Annotated in this window: 16 protein-coding genes and 2 pseudogenes; 3 read left to right on the top strand and 15 right to left on the bottom strand. The window is 40.5% G+C overall.

From position 1 onward, the window contains the following. A partial coding sequence (locus FBQ94_RS08920) for an EAL domain-containing protein (RefSeq protein ID WP_285442096.1) occupies window positions 1–3,099 on the top strand: 3,099 nt, incomplete at its 5' end. A 132-nt stretch (window positions 3,100–3,231) separates the two neighbouring features. Here FBQ94_RS08920 and FBQ94_RS08925 read toward each other — a convergent pair. Beyond that, entirely contained in the window at window positions 3,232–3,618 is a 387-nt protein-coding gene (locus FBQ94_RS08925) for a helix-turn-helix domain-containing protein (RefSeq protein ID WP_007223243.1), read from the bottom strand. A 180-nt stretch (window positions 3,619–3,798) separates the two neighbouring features. Here FBQ94_RS08925 and FBQ94_RS08930 point away from each other — a divergent pair, with 180 nt between their 5' ends. Then, window positions 3,799–4,266, top strand: a complete 468-nt coding sequence (locus tag FBQ94_RS08930; protein ID WP_007223242.1) for a PAS domain-containing protein — start codon at window positions 3,799–3,801, stop codon at window positions 4,264–4,266. Between the two features lie 77 nt (window positions 4,267–4,343). Here the strand turns inward: FBQ94_RS08930 and FBQ94_RS17440 are convergent. From FBQ94_RS17440 to FBQ94_RS08995, 14 genes and pseudogenes are all read right to left on the bottom strand, one after another. Beyond that, window positions 4,344–4,523: pseudogene (locus FBQ94_RS17440) on the bottom strand (chloride channel protein); the annotation flags it as partial. Window positions 4,524–4,597: 74 nt separating this feature from the next. After that, window positions 4,598–4,750, bottom strand: a pseudogene (locus FBQ94_RS17445) (chloride channel protein); the annotation flags it as partial. A gap of 195 nt (window positions 4,751–4,945) precedes the next feature. Next, window positions 4,946–5,164: a hypothetical protein gene (locus tag FBQ94_RS08940; RefSeq protein WP_007223241.1), complete on the bottom strand. Its 219-nt coding sequence runs from the start codon at window positions 5,162–5,164 to the stop codon at window positions 4,946–4,948. Between the two features lie 27 nt (window positions 5,165–5,191). Then, window positions 5,192–5,410, bottom strand: a complete 219-nt coding sequence (locus FBQ94_RS08945) for a hypothetical protein (RefSeq protein ID WP_007223240.1) — start codon at window positions 5,408–5,410, stop codon at window positions 5,192–5,194. 20 nt (window positions 5,411–5,430) lie between these two features. After that, the gene (locus FBQ94_RS08950) at window positions 5,431–6,561 is read right to left on the bottom strand and encodes an ABC transporter permease (protein WP_007223239.1); all 1,131 of its coding nucleotides are present in this window, start codon (window positions 6,559–6,561) and stop codon (window positions 5,431–5,433) included. Window positions 6,562–6,565: 4 nt separating this feature from the next. Further along, the gene (locus FBQ94_RS08955; RefSeq protein WP_007223238.1) at window positions 6,566–7,699 is read right to left on the bottom strand and encodes an ABC transporter permease; all 1,134 of its coding nucleotides are present in this window, start codon (window positions 7,697–7,699) and stop codon (window positions 6,566–6,568) included. A gap of 205 nt (window positions 7,700–7,904) precedes the next feature. Continuing rightward, complete coding sequence (locus FBQ94_RS08960; protein WP_007223237.1) at window positions 7,905–8,498, bottom strand: hypothetical protein; 594 nt, start codon at window positions 8,496–8,498, stop codon at window positions 7,905–7,907. Between the two features lie 94 nt (window positions 8,499–8,592). Further along, window positions 8,593–9,567: an ABC transporter ATP-binding protein gene (locus FBQ94_RS08965; protein ID WP_040544602.1), complete on the bottom strand. Its 975-nt coding sequence runs from the start codon at window positions 9,565–9,567 to the stop codon at window positions 8,593–8,595. After that, window positions 9,557–10,507 carry an ABC transporter ATP-binding protein gene (locus FBQ94_RS08970; protein ID WP_040545048.1) on the bottom strand — a complete coding sequence of 317 codons (951 nt, stop codon included), beginning with the start codon at window positions 10,505–10,507 and terminating at the stop codon, window positions 9,557–9,559. Before FBQ94_RS08970 ends, FBQ94_RS08965 begins: the two co-directional genes overlap by 11 nt. Window positions 10,508–10,555: 48 nt before the next feature. Further along, window positions 10,556–11,572, bottom strand: a complete 1,017-nt coding sequence (locus tag FBQ94_RS08975) for an HlyD family secretion protein (protein WP_007223234.1) — start codon at window positions 11,570–11,572, stop codon at window positions 10,556–10,558. 59 nt (window positions 11,573–11,631) lie between these two features. After that, window positions 11,632–12,231, bottom strand: a complete 600-nt coding sequence (locus FBQ94_RS08980) for a TetR/AcrR family transcriptional regulator (protein WP_007223233.1) — start codon at window positions 12,229–12,231, stop codon at window positions 11,632–11,634. A 325-nt stretch (window positions 12,232–12,556) separates the two neighbouring features. Next, window positions 12,557–14,353 (bottom strand): cytochrome b N-terminal domain-containing protein, encoded by a 1,797-nt coding sequence (locus FBQ94_RS08985; RefSeq protein WP_007223232.1) that lies wholly within the window; start codon window positions 14,351–14,353, stop codon window positions 12,557–12,559. Window positions 14,354–14,389: 36 nt separating this feature from the next. Continuing rightward, entirely contained in the window at window positions 14,390–14,878 is a 489-nt protein-coding gene (locus FBQ94_RS08990; protein ID WP_007223231.1) for a QcrA and Rieske domain-containing protein, read from the bottom strand. A gap of 117 nt (window positions 14,879–14,995) precedes the next feature. Then, window positions 14,996–15,553 carry a YceI family protein gene (locus FBQ94_RS08995; RefSeq protein WP_007223230.1) on the bottom strand — a complete coding sequence of 186 codons (558 nt, stop codon included), beginning with the start codon at window positions 15,551–15,553 and terminating at the stop codon, window positions 14,996–14,998. 384 nt (window positions 15,554–15,937) lie between these two features. On the opposite strand from FBQ94_RS08995, the gene FBQ94_RS09000 reads away from it, so the two are divergent. Then, window positions 15,938–17,320, top strand: a complete 1,383-nt coding sequence (locus FBQ94_RS09000) for a hydroxymethylglutaryl-CoA lyase-like TIM-barrel protein (protein ID WP_007223229.1) — start codon at window positions 15,938–15,940, stop codon at window positions 17,318–17,320. The last annotated feature ends 3 nt before the right edge of the window (window positions 17,321–17,323 follow it).

The following is a 17,323-nucleotide window of genomic DNA, read 5'->3' on the forward strand; positions in this document are numbered from 1 at the left end:
GAAGCAGAAGAGGCGCTTCGGAAAAGCGAGGCCAGTCTTGCCAATGCACAACGAATCGCCCATCTGGGGAATTGGCAATGGAATATGAGGGAGAATAAAACGTATTGGTCAGACGAGATGTATCGCATCTTTGGTTTCGCTCCACAGACAATTGATGGGGTCTGTGAGGCGTATCTCAATTCCGTTCATCCTGATGACAGAGTACTGGTAAAGCAATCTCTTGATGAGGCATTATCCAGGGGAAAGCCTTACCGTATTGAGCATCGCATTGTTCTACCGGGAGGCTCTGTACGCATTGTCCATGGCCAGGCAGAAGTTATCCTTGATGATACGGGCATGGTGGTTCAGGTGAATGGAATAGTTCAGGATATTACCGAACGTAAGCATATGGAGGAGCTTTGTAAGTTATCAAATGCTATCGAACAAATTTCAAATTCGATTATCGTTACTGATACTGAGGGAAAAATCGAATATGTCAATGCCAATTTCATGAAATTAACAGGGTATACGAGCGAAGAAATTATGGGAAAAAATCCCAGCGTTTTGAAATCCGGTAAAACTCCATATGAAAACTATAAACAATTATGGAATACAATCACTTCTGGTAATAAATGGCAGGGAGAATTTATTAACAAGAAGAAAAATGGTGAACTCTATTGGGAACTGACATCTATTTCCCCGGTAAAAAATCCTGACGGTGTTATTACGAACTTCATTGCGATTAAGGAAGATATTACTGATCGTAAAAAAGTTGAACGACATTTGTGCTTACAATACGCTACAACTCGTGTATTGGTAGAGTCAATCGCCATTGATGAAGTTATCCCCAAAATCATTCAGGCTGTGTGTGAGAGTTTGGGATGGGATATAGGTATTTTCTGGACTATAGATCAGAAAACTAACGTGTTACGTTGTATTGAAATCTGGCATAGGCCTTTCGTGGAGGTACCAGGGTTTAAGGCATTGAGTCGGCAGATTGTTTTTTCCTTTGGTACTGGATTGCCGGGAAAAATTTGGGCTTCCAGCAAACCCATATGGATCAGCGATATTGCCCGTGATGCAAGCTTTCTTCGGGCTGCGCTTGCTGCTAAAGAAGACTTACATGGGGCTTTTGGTTTTCCTGTTTTTACCAGGAATGAAATATTAGGTGTTCTTGAGTTTTTTAGCCACGAGGTACAACAACCCGACGAAGACCTTCTTACGATGATGATGTCTATCGGTGGGCAGATCGGCAAGTTTATTGAGCAAAAACAGGCAGATGAGGCCCTCAGGCGGAGAATAGATTTTGAAAAAACGGTAGCCAGCATCTCTACAAGATTTGTTGCTCTTTCGGACTTCAATAATGCTATTTCCGTTTCGTTGGCTGATATAGGTCTATTGAGTGAAGCGGATAGAGTTTACTTATTTCAGTTCCGTGACAAAGGTGGTATTATGGACAATACCCATGAGTGGTGTGCTAAGGAGATTAACTCCAAAATACAAAATCTTCAGAATCTTCCTACTTCAAAATTTCCCTGGTTAATGGAAAAGTTACATACTGGCGATGTAATTCATATCCCCGATGTTTCCAAAATGTCTCCGGAGGCTGTTGCTGAAAAGGAGGTATTAGAGAAATATGCTATCAAATCGTTGTTGGCGCTACCGGTATATGCTGAAAAGAGATTAGTTGGATTTATAGGTTTCGATAATGCCCTGACTACCGGTTCACGGTATGAGGAAGATTTAGCCCTGCTTCGTATTACGGCGGAGATTATAGGGAACGCAATTGCGCGAAGGCAATCGGAATCTCTTATTAATCATATGGCCTACCACGATGCCCTTACCAATTTGCCTAACCGCATTTTGCTACAAGACCGTCTGGAAGTAGCTATTATGCAGGCAAAACGGAATGAGCATATGGTTGCTGTTATGCTTCTTGATCTGGACCGCTTTAAAACCATCAATGATACCCTGGGACATCACATGGGTGATTTACTGTTGAAGGCTGTTGCGGAGCGCCTGACACGATGTATGCGTGAGAGCAATACCATTGTCCGTATGGGTGGCGATGAATTTATTGTTGTCGTTCCTGACCTTGCTCACGCAAAGAATGCTGCTATTGTTGCGCAGAAGATCCTTGATGTATTATACCAACCTTTCCAGATTGAAGGATACGAGATTCACACCACTACGAGCATAGGTGTAAGTATCTATCCCATTGACGCCGATGATGCTAGTATGCTGATCAAAAAGGCTGATACTGCGATGTATCATGCGAAAGAGCAGGGCAGAAACACCTTCGAGTTCTACATGGAAAGCATGAATAGTAATAACTTTGAGAGAATGATGCTGGAAAACTCCTTGCGAAAAGTGCTTGAAAGGGGAGAACTCTCGATATATTACCAGCCGCAGGTAGATATGGATACAGAGCAAATTATTGGTGTAGAGGCCCTTGTACGCTGGAAGCATCCCGACCTCGGTATGATCTATCCATCTAAGTTTATTCCCATTGCAGAAGAGACAGGTTTTATTATACCTATTGGTGAATGGGTTCTGACTACAGCTTGTACTCAGGCCAAAGCGTGGCATAATGCAGGCTTTCCTACACTCCGTGTCTCGGTAAACCTCTCGGCACGTCAAATAAAGCAACAAAATCTTGTAGGCATGGTTGCAGGCGTGCTAAAAGAAACCGGTCTTGATCCAAAATATTTAGAGCTGGAGATTACCGAGAGCATTGTTATGCACAATATTGAATCAAGCCTCAAAGTGCTCTGTGAACTAAAGGAACTTGGAATACGACTTTCCATTGATGACTTTGGCATGGGGTATTCCTCTCTCAGTTACTTAAGACGATTTTCCATAGATACGATTAAGATTGATCAATCATTTGTGCGGGATATTACTACGAACCAGGATGATGCAGCAATTGTTACCGCTATTATTGCCATAGCAGAAAGTCTTAAATTAAAGGTAATTGCTGAGGGTGTTGAAAACAAAGAGCAATTAGCTTTTTTGCACCAGATCTGTTGTAACGAAATACAAGGATATATTTACAGTCACCCTCTGTCTGCTGTTGATATGGGAAAGCTGTTGTTAAAAAAGTACAAAAGTGAAGAGTAAAAAGCGATTGTGCACGAATCCTTCGTATTTTATTTTACTAAAGGGGGAATAGCGCTTATATAGGATAATACGAAAAGATTTGTTTTATGGATACCATGAAGGGTATTAAATATGAGAAGAATAGTATGTTTACTACAATGCAGTTTTTTTATTCTTGATTACTAATTCACGTTCTAATTTTAGAAGAGTGAGGTAGTGGTCAATAATGTGTTCCGGTAAATCACTTAAAAGTTGGAAAAATTCTCTCTTATTAGGGCTTTTCTTTTGGTAATTATCGCCTTTTTCTGCAACAAAAGAAACCTGCTTGCTCTCTTCTTCTTTAAAGAACTCTATCAACGGTATTGACATGGCATGTGCGATGAGTTCTAGCGATTTTTGCGTATAATTTCTCCTGCCATTTTCTAATTGGTTTATATAACCCTGTGATAGACCGCTTATCAGGGCAAGTTCTTCCTGAGTAATTCCAGCATCTAATCTAAATCTTCTTATATTGCTTCCTACGATATTCCTTTTTTCCATAGAAGCATATGGTATAGCAGTTTGTTATACAAAACAATTTCACAAAGAAATATTTTTCTTTAAATAATATTACAACATGCTATAATACTTCAAAGGAGAATGTAATCACGAGGATTCAGTATGCTATTTGCTAATACTAATTCTTTTTGAAAATATTATGTGGTATTTTACCTATCTCCAATGAATTATTTTGAAGAAGATCTTCGTTCCTTCTATAAACGTTACGAACATATCTCCAGGTATGCATATGATTGCCGGTTAGAATCTAACAATACCCTGGTATATGAATGTGTAACTGAATCTTTTACCCATATCACCGGATATACTCTGAAAGAGGTAAATATCCGTGGAGGTTGGCTTAGCCTTATTCATCCAGATGATATTCACATCTTTATGAAGCATCTTGATAATCTGCTCTCAGGCCAGTCCCATGTAAGTGAGTTTCGTATCATTGCTAAAAATGGTGAAAGCCGATGGTTGCGTGATTTCGCTCAGCCTATATGGGGAAAGGAACAGGGCCGGGTTATTCGTATCTACGGTACGATTCAGGATATCACATCACAAAACCAGTCCGATGAAACGTTAAGAGATCCTGCATCGGTTTATCATAAGTCGTTGTTTAGAAATACCAGTATTGCTTTTCGATGATTTGAGAAATGGTTGTGTTTTATCAGGGTACGCTTATGTGTTGATGCCGAATAGCTGTGCGGCGGGTTAAAGCTAATTCATATACAGAGACCAGCTATTGCGGGCTTTAGCCATCGTGGAATTCGCCATTTTTCAAAGGTATTTCGTGTGAAATGATGTAAATAGATATAGAATGCTGCGCTAGACCCGGCCAGTATACCAAGCCCCAAATAGAAGGGTAATTCCCATGCTGAATTAAATGCATGTTCAGGTATGTGGAATGCAGGTTGTGGTCCCGATCACCCTGTGTGAACACCGATGAGACTACCGAAGCTAATGTAACAACACCGAATGCACTAACACCTAGTTCTCCAACAATAATTTCTAATGCAAAAAATACTCCGGTAATTGGTGCATTAAAACCCGCAGCAATTCCCCCTGCCGCACCCGCTGCAACAAGTGAGCGTACAAGATTGTCGGAAAGACGCGATAATTGTCCAAACATTGATCCCAGGGTAGCACTCTTTGCCGATGAGAAAATGGGCGATTAGCCCAACAGCAAGACCACCCATAGTTGGAACAAGAATAATCATCCAATTACCCAGGTGTGACCTAAGATGATGCCTATCCTGTTAAACTCAAGCCACTGTGTGCTGTTATAGAGCTGCTGAAGAATAATCTTCCTGTGCGCCAGAAGATCTCAAGGCAAACCTAGTCCATCGAACGCAGTCTGGTATATTAAACTAAACATTTGCTTGAAGAGCCATACACCCGCTCCACTGGTGAGACCCACAAAAATAGCTATCCCGGCAAGAATAGCTGATTCAGATATTTGCCGGTTCATGAGCCAGCGTATACTCTTATCAGGTGAAAATCGCTTTAATGATGTGCTTAGTTGTGTCCGGATACATGCCAGCATACTTTGCTCTTTATTTGTTTCAGTAATCTATTTCTTGTTTTTTCGTTGTCTTCTCTGAATTCTGTGGGAATCTGCCTTATTATCCTGTCTCTTTTCCTCTCTTAAATCCTTTGTATTTTCGCTATTTCTCTGATAATCGATAAATTTAACCCCGCCTTCCAATACACAACCTTTTTGTGAGGGTTGGCATTTTTTCCTTAACCGGGCACATTCATCATTTATCTGATGCGGACAAATCCAACTCATTTTTTTCCTCTTTCTGATATTTAAACAATAGTCTTTCTGAATCTTTTTGCTGCTATCCATAATATTACTATACCCATTATAGCAAGTGCAACCATGTGTGGCCATAGAATGTTTGGACCCACTCCTTTGAGGAAGATGCCCCGGACGATTACCAGAAAATATCTGAGTGGATTCAAATAGGTGAGCCACTGGACGATTGCTGGCATATTGGCAATGGGGAACATAAATCCCGAAAGGAGTACCGCAGGGAAGTAGAATAAGAAAACGCTCATCATAGCCTCCTGCTGCGTCTTACTGACTGTTGAAATCAAGAGCCCTATGCCAAGTGTTGTCATAAGGTAAAGGGCCGTGGCGATAAGGAGTATAAAGAGATTGCCTCGTATCGGTACTTCAAACCAAAATATCCCAATCAGGGTAATTATGATTACATCAGCAATACCTATTATGGCAAAGGGTACGGTTTTGCCAAGTATAAATTCTGTTTGTGTGATTGGAGTAACCAGAATTTGTTCTATCGTACCTATCTCCTTCTCACGTACAATCGCCATGCTGGTGAGCATTAAGGTGATAAGCATCACAATGATCGCAATTACACCTGGTACATAGAAATTACGGCTTTCCAGGTTTTCGTTAAACCATGCCCGCGTCTGCATTTCTACCCGAGCAGCCCTTTCGGCAGGACCTTTTATTTGAGTATACCTTGTAATGAAAATCTTTTGTGAGAATTGTCCAACAATTTTTGCGCTGTAATCAAGTACAACCCCTGCTGTATTCGAGTCGGTTCCATCTATGATCACCTGCAGTTGTGCAGTTCGTCCTGCCCTTAAATCGTCCTCAAAGCCCTTGTTCATGCGAAGGACGACCCGAATTTTACCCTGGTCTATCAAGTCACGGTCACGGCCTTCTTTGTTTATGTATTCTACGACATCAAAATAGCCCGACTTCACGAATCGGTCCACAAGTTCACGGCTAGCTACGCTGTTATCGAGATCATAGACCGCCATGGCAACGTGCTTCACATCGGTCGTTACGGCATAACCGAATACAAGCACTTGAATGATCGGCGTTAAGAAGATCATTCCCTTCATCTTTGGATCGCGGAATATTTGAATAAACTCTTTCACGAGCATATGTTTAATGCGCTCATACATAGTATTATGGTAACCTTTTTTTGAATTTTATGTTAGCCAAAATTATCATGGCTATACCAAACATAATCAAGAGTCCTGCCTCGAGCGCCAAAATCTCTAAACCTACACCTTTCAGGTAAATACCTTTTAGTATAGTCACAAAGTATTTTGCCGGAATTGCATAGGTAATTATCTGGATTATTTTTGGCATATTACTAATTGCATACATAAAGTCTGATAATAAAAATGAGGGTAAAAACGTCAATATCATTGCTAATTGGCTGGCGAGAAGTTGACTTTTGGTAAGTATGCTGATTGCCATACCCAATGATAAGGCACCTGCCAGGAAGATTGCTGCCATACCAAAAAGCAAGGCAATGTTACCACGGAGCGGAACCTGAAAAAGATATTCTCCCATGAGCACCGATAAAAGTACGTCAAACATCCCTATAGCGAAGTAAGGGACAAGCTTTCCAATGATCAGTTCCTGGCTCTTTACGGGTGTGGAGATAAGCTGTTCCATAGTGCCTCGTTCCCACTCACGGGCTACCGTTAATGAGGTAAGAAGTGCAGCGATTACCATCATAATTACAGCGATAAGGCCAGGAATAATATAGTTTTTTGACTCCAGGTTGGCATTAAACCAAACCCGGGTCTGTATATCAATCGGTGGTTGAAGTTCTTTTCTTCCTATCCTCTGAATCTCATGAATGGCGATTTCATGTGAGTAAGTCTGGGCGACTGCATCTACATATCCAATCGCGATCGTGGCAGTGTTGGAATCACTTCCATCCACAATGAATTGTACAGGAGCGGGGTTTCCGCGCTCAATGCGTCTTGCAAAATCTGTCGGGATTATGAGGGCTACAAAGGCCTTACCGGAATCGATAGCCTGTTCTACTCCCCGGTAGCTGTGTACAAACTCTTTGAGTGAGAAGTAGTGAGAACCTCTAAAACGGCTTATGAATTCCCGGCTTATCTGAGACTCACTCTGATCCCATACTACCATGGGTACATTATCCACATCAAGTGTCAAAGCATAACCGAAGAGTACCAGCAGCAAGAGTGGAATGGCGATGGCCATACCAAGGCTTCTTGGGTCACGCGCAATATGAATAAATTCCTTATGGGCAACGGCCCTGATTCGAAATAACTTCATCTTCTCAACTCTTATTAGGAAAAACAAGGGACTATCAGAAAACAAGGACTGCCATTCCGAATGAAGCGGAGGTAGAGACACGTTTGAAACCTGTCTCTATTAGAATTAAAGAATTTTGGATCTATACAGGGAGAAATTTCTCGCTTCTTTGTTGACGGAATGACATTTTGAATTTTCGGACAGATTCTCAATACCTATTGTTGCATTATTTCTTCAGTTTCAATTTCAGATATTCACCAATCAAAAGAGAAGTTGGATATAAAACTTCTTCTTCAGTTTGTGCATGCAATATGAGTTTCTCTGCAAAATGTACATATTCCGTCTTCTTTTCTCCCTTTGCTGCATTTATTAAATTCTTTAAGGAATCAATGATTGCTGTATGTTCTTGAAGCATTCGGGGAAGTTCCGCTTTTAATGTATCAGTCATTGTAAGAACATCTTCCATTTCTGCTGTAACTATTCCTTTTGTTACATGGGATAATAAACCGAGCGGTGGTAAGGCAAATTCCTCTTCCTTTACAAAATGTGGATGTAAGATCTCTGCAACAGCCTTTGCCGCATCTCCTGTCTTGCCACCTGCCTTGGTAGCTTTTACAAGTTCCACATGAAGTTCTTCGTGTTCTACCTTTAACGGTTGGGGAATAGGGAATTTTATTGTTTTACTTCCCTTTATTTCGTGAGATTCTGATATATGAGTATGGCTTTGTGCTAAACATCCAATAGAGCTAGACAGAAAAAGAATATGCGTAAATAAAATTGCTAAGATAGTTAATGCATCGAATATATTTTTATTTCTCACTATATTTTCTCCTTATAAAAAGTTTTATGAACATAATTGCTCAGATAAGTTAAACAGAAATAAACATATAAATTCACCATTTCCTGTTAGATTCTCATAATTTCATCATTGTACTCTCTTGCTGAAGCTGCTCCGCCCGGTCATGGGCTTCTATAAGGGACACAAATACGTCTTCAAGCGAAGGATCGATCTTTTCAACAGGTGGAATTCCATAGCCTTTGTCTCTAAGCAAACGGCTGATTGCAGATGCAGCAGTATCGCCATCCTCAGCTATGACGTGCAATCCCTTGCCGAAGAGGGTAACATCTTTGACACCATCAACCTTTTTAATTTCGACCATTGCATCTTGAGGCCGTTCGCACAGAACTTCCAGAACATCCTCTTGCATACATTCTGTCTTAAGCATCTCTGGAGTTCCGATGACAATCAATTTACCACGATAGATAAGACCTATTCGATTACAATATTCGGCTTCTTCCATATAATGGGTAGTAACAAATACGGTAATACCTCTGCCAGATAATTCATAAATCAGATCCCAGAATTGACGGCGGCTGATGGGGTCGACCCCGGATGTTGGCTCATCGAGAAATAGTATAGGTGGTTCATGAAGGATTGCACAACCAAGTGCCAGTCTCTGCCTCCAACCGCTCGATAAAATAGCCGTCCGGGAATGGCGATGCTCCTTAAGGCCAGCCATCTCGATTACCCATTCTTTCCGTTCCTTCTTTTTTTTGGGAGTGATGTGGTAAATGCCGCTATAGAAATTAATATTTTCCTCAACGGTTAAGTCTTCATAAAGTGAAAATCTTTGGCTCATGTACCCAATATGGCTCTTGATCTTTTCCGCTTCGGTGCGGATGTTGAACCCTGCCACTGTTCCTGCACCTCCCGTTGGTGTAAGGATGCCGCACAGTATCCGAATCGTTGTGGATTTACCAGCTCCGTTGGGACCGAGGAAGCCAAATATCTCTCCTTTGGCGACCTCAAAGCTTATGCGGTTTACAGCCATGAATTTGCCGAACCGCTTCTCTAGATCTTTTACCATGACGGCTTTGTCATTTTCCATGGTCTTCACGATCGTTGGACTCCTTATCTTTGGCAAGTACCGAGACAAATACATCTTCCAGTGTCGGTTTAATAGCCCTCATCCCACTAAGTTTAAGATCAGCTTCCCTAAGAAGTTTTTCGACTTGAACTATTGACTTTTCTAGATTCTGGGTTACCAGGTGAATGGAAGCACCAAAAATCCCTGCAGAGTCAGCGTGTAACTGCTCACGCAAGATGGCCAAGGCTTTACGTGGTTCTGATGACCGTATCTCAAGGATGGCTCCATGCATAAGCTTTTTTACCTCATCCGGAGTTCCACAGGCAAGCAGCCTGCCCTTATGGATGAGTCCGACTCTATTACAGCGTTCAGCCTCATCGAGATAAGCAGTTGAGACGAAGATCGTAACCTTTTCGTGGAGCAATCCGTATAAAATATGCCAAAAGTCGCGACGGGAGACCGGATCCACACCATTCGTTGGCTCATCGAGAAAGAGGACTTTGGGTGTGTGAATTAACGTGCAGGTGAGGCCCAGCTTTTGTTTCATCCCACCTGAAAGATTTCCCGCCAATCGTTTCTTGAAGGGTGTTAGGTTACTGAAAGTAAGGAGATTATTTATCTTCTTTTCACGATTCTTACGCGGTATGCCATAAATATCAGCGTAAAAATTGATATTTTCTATCACAGTGAGATCTGGATATAGACCGAATTTCTGGCTCATATAACCGATTTTCTCCTTGATTATCTCTGATTCTTTTACCACATGATGACCAGCGACCCAGGCATTACCCGATGTTGGCTCCATGATCGAGGTCAACAGTCGCATGGTAGTCGTCTTTCCGGCACCATCGGGGCCAACAAGCCCAAAAATTTCTCCTTCAAATACATCGAAGCTGAGATCATCAACAGCACGGATATTATTAAAATTCTTTGTAAGGTGAGTAGTCTTAATCATTTTCATGATATTTATCATATATAAATGGTGCACCAAATGAAGATTCCCATCTTTCTATTGATTATTGATAATGGCATCTGGGATTATAATATCCGCATCAGCAGGCATCCCGGGTTTTAGTTCCATACCAAGATTAGAGATATTGATCTTTATTCGATAAACAAGCTTAACACGCTCCTCTTTTGTCTGGACATTTTTAGGAGTAAATTCAGCCTGAGATGCAATGAATGATACAGAGCCTTTGTATATCGTATCTGGATAGGTATCGGTGATTATATTTGCCTGATAACCAACCTTCACGCGACCTAAATCTGTCTCGTTAATATATGCTCGCAACCATACATTCTCAAGATCACCAATCGTGACAATCGGTGTTCCAGGGGCAACGTATTCTCCCGGTTCTATATTCTTTGAGAGAACGACACCGGAAAGAGGAGAAGCTAGTTTTGCATAACTCAGACGTATCTGAGCTAGCTTAAGGGCTGCCCGTGCCTGCTTAACCTGTGCACGGGCTTGCTCTATCCGCTCTTTTCGAGGGCCTTCCCGAATTAATTTGAGACGTTCCTCGGCCTCCTGTAATCGGGCCACTGCAACCTCGTGATCTCCCTTGGAGTGCATGTATTCCTCAGCAGAAATCGCCTGTTGTTTGAATAGTTTTTCCGCTCTATGAAAATCACTCTCTAAATGTATTTTATCTGCTTTTGCCGCTGCAAGTTTTGCTTCAGCTTCAGCAATTTCCTGAGGACGCGAACCGGCTTCAAGTTCAGCCAGGTCTGCTTGTGCCATTTGTAGTTCAGCACGGCGTATCTCTACCTCGCTATTCAAATCTGAACTATCGAGCAGGGCTACCACTTCATCTTTTTGTACAAACTCACCTTCATCCACCAGACGCTTATCCACGCGTCCTGAAATCTTGAAGCTCACCTCGGCATCAGTGACCTCGATATTACCGGAGACACGAATGATATTCGAATCGCTGTGTGACTTATTTTTGAGATACAGGTATGTTGGCGCTGCTGTGATAATGCCTATGAGTATCAAAAATATCATTATTTTTATACTTTTTCTCATGTCTTACCTCTTAGTTGTACTATATAAGTGAATTGGTATTCACATAATAGACAAAAAATTTATTTCATAACGAGACATTCACTAAATGTTTTCCAGGTCTTTTCTGCATGTCTTGTTACATCAAACTTACCATCACTTATATGCCAGAGAATTGCCGATGGCTGAATGATACCTAAAAACATTAAGGAAATAGTTGCCGGGCCTATGTCTCGTCGTATTTTGCCTTCTTGCTGTCCCTGGATAATAATTTTGTCTACGCAATTGAGATAGTTTATTATGATATTGTATACCTTACCTTTTCGTTCTGGATGCCCATGGTAGAGATCTTCAGAAAAGATAATGCGAAGAATTCCCTGGTTTTCCCGAATAAGCTTAACATGATACATAAGTAGCCGCCTGAGTTGGTCAATTGGTTCAGGAGTCTCGTTACATACAATATCGACATTATCGAGCAACCTCTTTTGAATGTGATGAAGAATGGCATCAAGCATCTCTTCCTTATTTTTAAAGTGTCGGTATATTGCTGAAGGCACAAGGCCGACCTTGCGGGCTATCCTTGCTATGCTTAATCCTTTTAAACCATAACTTGCAATCAAACTTAAGGCTGCTTGTGCTATCTGGCTTTGCCTAACTTCTGTATCTAATTTTTCTGTACTCATATAGTATATTTCTTATGTGAATTATTATTCACATTAATGATACAATATAAAAAGGCTATGTCAAGATATAATATGAAAATTATCCGATTCATGTTTAAGAGGCTATGGAGTATAAGTATATAATGGTGTAGAGGTGCATTGCAATGCATTCCTACCTTTTGAAGGGTGCCGTGGTGTGGAAATATTTCAACTGTTTCGTCTCAATTAAAGATAATTGGACCGGCGAAGAGCAAACTCGAAATAACACAAAGCCATCAAAATACTCAGTTCTTTGTACCTTGATGGCTTTGTGGCGTAAAATTACTAAAATATCTTATCCTATACATTAACTGTTATTTTTAAAGTCCATCATTGTTCTTGGAAATGACAGGCCAAATATATAGGTTCGTTTCTTTGGTTGTGAGCTTATTTCATTCCGGGAAATTAGTGTTCGGTCTTTTGACAACGTAAACAGATATTGTATCAGCGCATCCATTTCCTTATCGGTAAGCCTGTCAAAACCGGGCATCTTGTTCTTTGTACCGTAGAATTTTGGATCGGAAGGATTTTTAATGAATTCCTTTAACCAGGTTTCTGATAAATAGTCGGTCAGGTTTGGTGCAATCCTCTTTGCATCTTTATCGCCTATAGGATGACAAATAGCACAATTCCCTTTTAAGACAAGACCCTTTCCTCTTTCAATACTATCAATATTTTTATTGAGAAGATCCCCTGACTGGCTTAATAGAAACTCTGTCATATCAAAAATTGATTCATCAGGGAGTTTAACGGGAGGCATAGTTCCTGATTCTTTAAAATATTTTGCACCCTTGGGATCTTTTAACAGCCCTACTACCCATTCTCTTGATCCAAAATCAGTAAAATCGGGGGCAGTATCTCCTCCCTGTCCTTTCACCATATGACAGCCTATGCAACTTTCCTTGAAAATCTTTTCCCCTAGATATATTGGATCATTCAGGAAGATCAAATTACCGCCTCCGGGTGGAACACCTTTGGCTGCAAGTTTCATAGCCCTTGCCGATTGATGTTCTGAATCCTCTTTTTGATGGATTATATGTATATCATGGTTGTCGTGGACTATCGAAATAACCGTTAAAACAACGATTCCTGCTAATCCGGAGAATACAGCGCTGAAAAATGGTATTCTTTTCGATGGGTACCTTGAGGTGTTTCTGTCGATAAATGGCAGCACAAACAAGAATATGATAGCCAGTGTTGGTATAATAACAGTACCTACGATTAAGAGGTTACCCTGGCAATATTTTAACAGTTGGAATAAGAACAGGAAATACCACTCTGGCCTGGCAAGAAAATTAGATGCCGGGTCAGCCGGCGCATGAAGTTCTGCGCCTCCGCTCCAAAAGACCCATCCCACGAGAACAGCATATATTCCCATGGCAAATACAATGTCTTTAAATACCTGATCTGGCCAGAATGGATCAACACGGTTTTTTAATACATTCTCTTTCATCTTCCAGTAAGGAGTTACACCATGTTTACGAAAAAGCGCTATATGAATACCAAGGAAGAAGAGTAAGGATATGGGTAGCAAAAATACATGAAGAGCATAGAAACGGGTTAAAGTAAAGTTTCCGTAATCAGAACCACCCTGATGGAGCACTTTGATGTAATCGCCAATTACAGGGATAGTTCCTATGATATTGGTAGCCACCTGAGTAGCCCAATATCCTTTTTGATCCCAGGGTAGAAGATAGCCTGTCAAACCAAAACCCATCAAAAACAGAAGAAGAATTACTCCGGATATCCAGTTGAGTTCACGGGGTTTTTTATATGCACCGAAAATAAAAACCTGGAACATATGAACGATAGCTACGATAATCATGGCGCTTGAGCCATAATGATGCAAGCCACGTACGAACCAGCCAAAAGATGTTTTTTCCTGAATATAATAGACACTTCCCCATGCCGAAGTCGAAGAGGGAGAATAAAAACTGGCCATTACTATACCGGTAACTGCCTGAAGGACGAAAAGGAATACCAGTGCGCTTCCAAATACATATGACCATTTAGCTCCGCCATGTACAGGTTCGTCCAGGGCTACTTTTAAAAATTTATTTAATCCGGTTCTGTCTTCTATCCATTCACGTATTTTATTTGCCATTGATTAAATCACCTTAGAAAAAAAATATCCTGATAGTTATATTACCCTTTTATAATTCACCAATACGTTATTGTTTTCTACCTTTGTCTCAAATGCGTAAAGGTCGCGTGGGGAAGGGCCTGCGAGGGTCTTGCCATCCACATCAAATACACCGCCATGACACGGGCATAAAAACTTATTTTCTTCCTGTCCCCAGTCTATTCCACAACCAAGATGCGGGCAGTTTGTGGAAAATACGTTGAATGAATTATCCTCTTGTCTGATTACCCAGACAGACCCCATAACTAACCCTTCAAAAATATTCCATGCATCCATTTTTGAGGATGTAATGGTCATTTTTTTAGGAACACCAACGGGAAAATCTTCCAAGGAACCAAGATTGATAAAATTCTCAGTTCCGTACACCGTTTCCTTCATTAAAGGATGTACTGCCAATCCAACTAATGGGGCCACTATACCTGCAGCTAAAGCACCTCCTAAGGTGTGAGATGCAATTTTCAGGAATTTTCTTCTACTATTTTCCACTGTTATCCCTTTCTCCTCCTGTTAATAAGAAATTCTGAACCCTCTATCTTTCATCAGATATTTTGATAATTAAAATGTAAATTTTATATGCTTTTTATTGAAAAATAAAGTCAATTTTTAGCTTAAAGATAAATCGAAGGTGATATCTATTTCGTTTTTAACCTTCAGAGTTCCTAATAAAGCTTTGTATGGCTTTATTCCGTAATCCTTCTGAGAGATGGTAAATTTGCCTTTTAAGTCTTTCCCTGTGGTGGTGTTTGCTTTAAACTCTACAGGATGGGTAGCTCCATGCAAGGTTAATTCTCCCTTTACGAGGTAACAACCTTCTTTTTCTTGAGTAATGCTTGTAGAACGGAAGTTAATCGCAGGATATTTTGTGGGATGGAGGACATCCTTGTGAGTGGCCTCTTCAATATCTGTTTTGTCTTTTTCTTTTAATGTGTCTGGCTGGCGCTGTCCGTCTTTCATTGCACAGATTACTTTCAGTGAATTTGCCTTTATTTCTGCCTCTACACTTGCCGAACCAGAAGCAGGAATATTCAGGTTAATAATAAAATCGGTTACCTCAATCAATAAGTCGTGAGCTACTGCACTAAGGAATCCTTCTTTGAATGTATAGACGCATAATTTTCCTGAACTTGGTGTCAAGTGATAATTACCAGCATGTAAAACCATATACCCCTCCTTAACTCAATAAACCTGGATAAAATATTTTACCGAATAAGAAAATAATACTATAGAATTGAAATTTCTAGATAGTAGGAAACAATAATTTAGCTATTTGGTTCCATAAATTTAAAATTTTATTCAAAGAAGAGATTTAAAAGGTAAGCTTAAAAACACTTGCTTGGTTCCTTAAGCATTGAATCGCAATAGTATCCTAATTTTTCCCAATAATGTCAATCTGCCATAACCTCCTGGGAAAATTTAAAAAGAATATTTCTCGAATTTTCTATCATTTCACTTGACTTGTAAAAATGTTGTATTTAAAATTTGAAGTTTAGCCCATCCATGAAGTCTTTCTCTATTTTTAAAAATATTTATTAAGGGAAATTGTAGATGCTTCGATTTAATAAATTCCGCAAAACATTAGAACCCGAAGAGTATATTTTTCAATTGCAAGATTCGACAGAACCGAATCTCTTTCGAGATGTATTTCCCTACGATAAAATTCCCAAGATACCGTTTAATTACCGGCTCAACCCGATGAATATGCCTGATGAGATATGGATTACGGATACGACCTTTAGAGATGGGCAACAATCCCGGCCACCCTATACCGTTAAACAAATTGTGGATCTCTTTGACTTGATTCACAAATTGGGTGGTAAAAGCGGTCTTATCCGCCAGTGTGAATTTTTCCTGTATAATGCAAAGGATCAGGAAGCGGTAAGAAAATGCCTGGAAAAGGGTTATAAATATCCGGAAGTTACGGGATGGATTAGGGCTGTAAAGAGTGACTTCAAATTAGTTAAGGAAATGGGGCTCAAAGAAACCGGTATTTTATGCTCTTCTTCAGATTATCATATCTATTTAAAGTTAAATAAAAATAGAAAGCAGGCGCTGGAGATGTACCTGGATATTATACGGGCTGCTCTGGATGAGGGGATTGCCCCTCGGTGCCACTTTGAAGATATTACCAGATCCGACTTCTATGGTTTTGTCGTTCCCTTTGCTAAGGAACTTATGAAATTATCAAAGGAAAGTAAAATTCCTATAAAAATTCGTGCATGTGATACTATGGGAATGGGCGTTAGTTATCCCGGGGCTGCATTGCCCCGCAGCGTACCAGGTATTATCTATGGACTTAACCACTTTGCGGGTGTTCCCTCAGAGTATCTGGAATGGCATGGCCATAATGACTTTTACCTGGCGGTAAGCAATGCCACCTCTGCCTGGCTTTATGGATGCAGTGGAATCAATGGTACCTTATTGGGTTTGGGAGAACGTACCGGAAATACACCTATAGAGGCCCTGGTAATTGAATATCTCGCCTTACGGGGTAACGATGAACTCATCGATACCACGGTAATTACAGAAATTGCCGATTATTACAGAAATGAGATCGGATATGCAATTCCCCCAACGCAGCCTTTTGTAGGTTCAGAGTTCAATATTACCCGTGCAGGTATCCATTCGGATGGATTATTGAAAAATGAAGAAATATACAATATCTTTGATACAAAAAAGCTTTTAAACAGGCCTATCGGTGTTTCCGTTACCGATAAATCCGGTGCAGCCGGGATTGCTCAATGGATTAATATCTTTTTCGGATTGGAAGGAGATAAGCAAATTCCTAAAAATCACGAGGGGGTTACCAGGATAAAAGAATGGGTGGATAAGCAATACGTTGAAGGACGTATCATTTCCATTTCTGATGGAGAGATGGTAGATCAAGTGCGCATCCATCTCCAGGGCATTATCAAACCAGATATAGTATAAAAT

It is taken from the genome of Candidatus Jettenia sp. AMX1, from assembly GCF_030263775.1.
Taxonomy (GTDB): Bacteria; Planctomycetota; Brocadiia; order Brocadiales; family Brocadiaceae; genus Jettenia; species Jettenia caeni.